The sequence below is a fragment of the Microbacterium umsixpiens genome (assembly GCF_053543675.1).
Window position 1 is genome coordinate 3,465 of sequence record NZ_JBLVOH010000140.1, and the last position, 4,427, is coordinate 7,891.

Sequence of the window (4,427 nt, forward strand, 5' to 3'; positions counted from 1 at the left end):
ATGGCCACGACCGCCTCTTCGAACGCGACGATGGTGTCCTTGTCGGTGCGCCCGATCGTCACGAACACGATGGCCTCGAACGTGAGCCCGACCGCCTTCGGGGCCACCACCGCGCGGTAGCGCTCGATCGCACCGGACTGCTCCAGCTCCTTGAGTCGTCGATGACAGGCCGAGAGGCTCAGACCGACCTGCGAAGCGAGGTTCGTGGCGCTCATCCGGCCGTCGTCCTGCAGTAGCGAGAGAATCTCCCGGTCAAGTGCATCCATGGCGACAAGTCTTGCAGGATTCGGCCGCCAGCACGCGAAGAATCGAAGCACCTTTCGCGGGATCCTTCGTAGTCTCTTCCTCGGATTGAGGAGGACCGATGGATATCGCACTGGTCATGCAGTTCTGGCTGGTCGCGGTCATGCTCGCGCTGACCCCCGGTGCCGACTGGGCGTACGCGATATCGGCCGGGCTGCGCGCCCGCTCGATCGCACCCTCGATCCTCGGGATGCTCGCCGGCTACACGGTGGTAATCGTCGCCGTCGCGCTGGGGCTCGGCGCGCTCGTCACCGCGTATCCCGTCACGCTCACGACCCTGACCGTGGTCGGCGCGCTCTATCTGATCTTCCTCGGCGCGACGACGCTCGCCAGCCGCCCGGCGCCGATCACCGAGAGCGGGGAGCCGATCGCGACCGGCGGATGGTCCCAGTTCCTGCGCGGGTCGGGAGTGAGCGGCATCAACCCCAAGGGGCTGCTGCTCCTGCTCGCTCTGCTGCCGCAGTTCACGAGTCCGGACGGCTGGTCGTCGACGACGCAGATGCTCGCGCTCGGCGGACTGCACCTGCTCAACATCGCCATCGTCTACACGACGGTCGGACTGCTCGCCCGCCGCCTGCTGCGCACCCGGCCGCGCGCGAGCTCGCTGGTCACCCGCCTCGCCGGCATCGCGATGACCGTCATCGGCGTCGGAATCCTCATCGAGCAGGTGTTCGAGTGGTTGTGAGCAGCGGTTAAGCACGGTGCTCGGCGGCGCCTCGATCGAGAGGTCGGCGTAGCGTCGGACACGGATCCATCTGCAGGCGAAGGGAACCGGTGACGGGAATGGCACGCACGACCACGGCCCTCCGTCTGCTGCTGCCGGCGTTCCTGCTCGGCGCGATCATCGCCATCTCATTCCTGGAGGCGCCGCTGAAGTTCCTGGCGCCGGGCGTCACGATCCCGATCGGGCTGGGCATCGGGCGACTCGTGTTCACGGCGTTGAACGTGCTCGCGGGAGCGGTTCTCATCGTCCTCACCGTGGTGAGCCTGCGCGCGCGGGCGGGGCGCGCGACGCTGGGGATCCTCGGGGCGATCTGGCTCGTCTACGTCGTCGAGGTCGCCGTCATCCGCCCCGTGCTGAATCAGCGCAGCGACCTGGTGATCGCGGGACTCGCCGCCGCCGGGACCAACTGGGCGCACTACGCGTACATCGTGGCCGATGTGACTCTGGTCGGCCTGCTGATCGCCCTGATCGTCGTGACCGTGCCGAAGGTCCTGCCGCGCGACGTCCGCTGAGCTCCCGCGTCAGGGGCGGACGCGCACCGTTCGGCCTTCGAACGACACCAGGTCGCCGTCGCGCAGCTGGCGTCCGCGGCGTCGGTCCACCTCGCCATTGACGGTCACGTATCCGTCGATGATGACCTCTTTGGCGTCGCCGCCCGAGTCGAGGAGGCCGGCGAACTTGAGGAACTGTCCGAGGCGGATCACTTCGCCGCCGATGGAGATGTCGTCGATCGGTCCGGAGGTGCTCATCCCTGAATGCTAGCCGTCGCCGTGTCCGCCCCGGCGCATGACGATGCCGCCGCCTCGGGGGAGGGGCGGCGGCATCGGGAGTATCGGGCGTCGAAGGACGGCCGCGAGGACGAAACCCTCGGCTCAGTCGATGTCGGTCCCGACCACGGCGAAGTCGGCGCTGAAGTCGATGTCGATCGAGCGGTTGTCCGATGTGAGGACCGACGCGTCGTAGGGGCTCACGTCGTCGCCGTCCACGTCGAGGTCGGTGATCATGCCGTCGGCCTCCGCGAGCGCGGCGTCAACCAGCGAGCGGATCGTCGCGTCGTCGAGGGTGAGCGCGGGACCGGTGTCGTCGCCGTCGGCCGGATCCGTCTCGATCACGGAAGCGGCGAGGGTCTCGTCGACGCGGACGTCGGTCTCGGTGCCGTCGGCGGTCGTGAGTTGCACCTCCCAGGTGCCGTCACGCTTCGCGTCGATCGACGTGACCTCGCCCTCGGCGGCGCCTCGTGCGGCATCCGCGATCTCGATGAGCTCGTCGGCCGATGCCGTGCCGATGCCGGTCACCGGACCGCGGTCGTTCGACGAGGTGCTGTCGTCGTCCTGTCGATCGTCGTCGTGATCGCCCTGGGGTGCTCCCTCGTCGTGACGGGGGCCGTCGGACATCGAAGACCGGTCGTCGTCATCGCCGAACTCATCGCCGATGGCCGCCCCGACCGCGATACCGCCGCCCGCGAGGATCACGGCCGCCGCTATACCGCCACCGATGAGGAGTGCACGCTTGCGCCCGGGCTTCGGCGCGGATGCCGCGGGGGTGGCGACCGGCTCGGCCGCGGGGAACGTGGGGTGCTGCCCGACACCGGCTGCCGGCGTGGCCGCGTCCGCAGCGGGGGTGACCGGAACGGTCTGCGCATCCGGGGTGCTCGCGGGGGTCTGGTCGGGAGTCTGGTCCGGGGTGGGTGTCTTGTCGTCCATGTCCCGATGGTCTCGCGCCGGCGCTGAAGCCTCCCTGAAGCCTCCTGAAGCGGTCTTCAGGAACGGCCGATCAGCGCTCAGCCGCCGAGGGGCAGCGTGACGACGAAGCGGGCGCCGCCCCAGCGGGAGTCGTCGACCGCGAGCGTTCCGCGAGCGGATGCGGCGATGCCCTGCGCGATCGCGAGACCCAGTCCGCTGCCACCGGCATCGCGGCTGCGCGCCTCGTCGAGGCGGACGAAGCGCTCGAAGATGCGGTCGCGCTCCTCGGCGGGCACGCCGGCGCCGTCGTCCTCGACCGTCACGAACACGTGACCGCCCGAGGGGGTCACGCCTATCGCGACCCGGCCGCGGCTGTGCCGCACGGCGTTGTCGGCGAGGTTGCGCAACAGCTGGCCGAGCAGACGGGGATCGCCGTTCACCCTGGCCGCCTGGATGCCGGAGCCGTCGACATCGAACCCGGCCGCGCGCAGCCGGCGCACCTCACCGAGCGCGATGTCGTCGAGGTCGACCGCCTCGTCGTGCGTGCTCGCGCCCTCGTCGAGGCGGGCGAGCAGCAGCAGGGACTCGACGATGCCCTGCAGGCGCAGCCCCTCCTCCGAGACGACCTCCGCGAGCTCGCCGATGCTCGTCACGTCGGGGTGGGCCTGCGCGAGCTCGGCGTGCTGACGGATGGTCGCGAGGGGGGAGCGCAGCTCGTGCGAGGCATCCGACACGAAGCGTCGCTGCGCGGTGGCCGCGGCATCGAGTCGATCGAGCATCCCGTTCATGGTGGTCGCGAGCGCCGCGATCTCATCCGCGGTCTCGGGCACCGGCACGCGCCGGTGCAGGCGCTCGGCGGTGATGCCGTCTACCTTCTCGCGGATGCGCTCGACCGGTCGGAGCGCCCGGCCGACCACGAGCCAGGTGGTCACCGCGACGAGCAGCAGGAGCAGGGGCACGGCGATGGCGAGCAGAGTCGCGACCGTCGTCAGGGTCTCGGCGTCGTCATCCATCGAAACGGCCAGCACTAGTGTCTGGTCGTCATCGAGGTCGTCCGAGACGACGAGCATCCGCTCCCCGTCGACGGTCAGCGTCTGCGGGTCGTCGGACACGGGCAGGGCCGCGGCACCGAGCGCTTCCCTGGCGTCTTCGCTGGCCGCCCGCACCGATCCGTCGGCGCCGATGAGCTGCACGAACTCGTCCTCGAGGGCGTCGATCCCGCCGCGGCCCGGTCCGTCGCTGCGCTCGGCGAGCTCGTCGAGGCGCTGCTCGGCCGCCCGTTCCGTGCTGCCGTGGATGCTGGCGCTGAGCACCCCGTAGAACGAGAAGGCGCCGATGAGCAACGCCACCGCGACGACGACCGTCGCCCCGAGCGTGGTCCTCCCGCGCACCGAGCGCCAGTTGCGACTAGCCACCGTCGGCCGCCAGCCGGTAGCCCGCACCGCGGATCGTCTCGATCGCCTCGCGGCCGAACGGCTTGTCGAGCTTGCGGCGCAGGTGCCCGACGTAGACCTCGACGATGTTGGGGTCGCCGTCGAAGTCGTCGTCCCAGACGCCCTCGATGAGCGCGCGCTTCGACAGCACCTGGCCGCGGTGGCGCATCAGATACTCGAGCACCGAGAACTCGCGCGCGGTGAGCGTGATCGGGGTGTCGCCTCGCCAGACGCGGTGGGCGGCGGGGTCGAGTCGCAGGTCGCCGGCTTCCAGGACCGCGGGGC

At 70.4% G+C, this 4,427-nt stretch carries 6 protein-coding genes and 1 pseudogene; 2 read left to right on the plus strand and 5 right to left on the minus strand.

Annotation, left to right across the window (positions count from 1 at the left end; genetic code table 11):
- Positions 1-266, minus strand: a pseudogene (locus ACNPM4_RS14085) (Lrp/AsnC family transcriptional regulator); the annotation flags it as partial.
- A gap of 98 nt (positions 267-364) precedes the next feature.
- On the opposite strand from ACNPM4_RS14085, the gene ACNPM4_RS14090 reads away from it, so the two are divergent.
- Together ACNPM4_RS14090 and ACNPM4_RS14095 are read left to right on the plus strand one after the other, a co-directional pair.
- The gene (locus tag ACNPM4_RS14090; protein ID WP_372467707.1) at positions 365-988 is read left to right on the plus strand and encodes a LysE family translocator; all 624 of its coding nucleotides are present in this window, start codon (positions 365-367) and stop codon (positions 986-988) included.
- Between the two features lie 98 nt (positions 989-1,086).
- A complete protein-coding gene (locus tag ACNPM4_RS14095) occupies positions 1,087-1,539 on the plus strand; it encodes a hypothetical protein (RefSeq protein ID WP_448986067.1) in 453 nt (150 codons plus the stop codon).
- Between the two features lie 9 nt (positions 1,540-1,548).
- Here ACNPM4_RS14095 and ACNPM4_RS14100 read toward each other — a convergent pair whose 3' ends face one another.
- The 4 genes from ACNPM4_RS14100 to ACNPM4_RS14115 form a co-directional block, all read right to left on the minus strand.
- Complete coding sequence (locus ACNPM4_RS14100; protein WP_029264302.1) at positions 1,549-1,776, minus strand: RNA-binding S4 domain-containing protein; 228 nt, start codon at positions 1,774-1,776, stop codon at positions 1,549-1,551.
- A gap of 123 nt (positions 1,777-1,899) precedes the next feature.
- Positions 1,900-2,730: a PepSY domain-containing protein gene (locus tag ACNPM4_RS14105; protein WP_448986068.1), complete on the minus strand. Its 831-nt coding sequence runs from the start codon at positions 2,728-2,730 to the stop codon at positions 1,900-1,902.
- A 77-nt stretch (positions 2,731-2,807) separates the two neighbouring features.
- Positions 2,808-4,124, minus strand: coding sequence for a sensor histidine kinase (locus ACNPM4_RS14110; RefSeq protein ID WP_448986069.1), 1,317 nt, complete (start codon positions 4,122-4,124; stop codon positions 2,808-2,810).
- Positions 4,117-4,427, minus strand: a 311-nt coding sequence (locus ACNPM4_RS14115) for a winged helix-turn-helix domain-containing protein (protein ID WP_448986070.1), incomplete at its 5' end; no start/stop codon positions are given. The genes ACNPM4_RS14110 and ACNPM4_RS14115, both read right to left, overlap by 8 nt.

Bases quoted from the DNA above. Each gene is read 5' to 3' on its own strand.
- ACNPM4_RS14100 (WP_029264302.1), bottom strand. From the start codon at position 1,776: ATGAGCACCTCCGGACCGATCGACGACATCTCCATCGGCGGCGAAGTG.
- ACNPM4_RS14095 (WP_448986067.1), top strand. From the start codon at position 1,087: ATGGCACGCACGACCACGGCCCTCCGTCTGCTGCTGCCGGCGTTCCTG.
- ACNPM4_RS14105 (WP_448986068.1), bottom strand. From the start codon at position 2,730: ATGGACGACAAGACACCCACCCCGGACCAGACTCCCGACCAGACCCCC.
- ACNPM4_RS14090 (WP_372467707.1), top strand. From the start codon at position 365: ATGGATATCGCACTGGTCATGCAGTTCTGGCTGGTCGCGGTCATGCTC.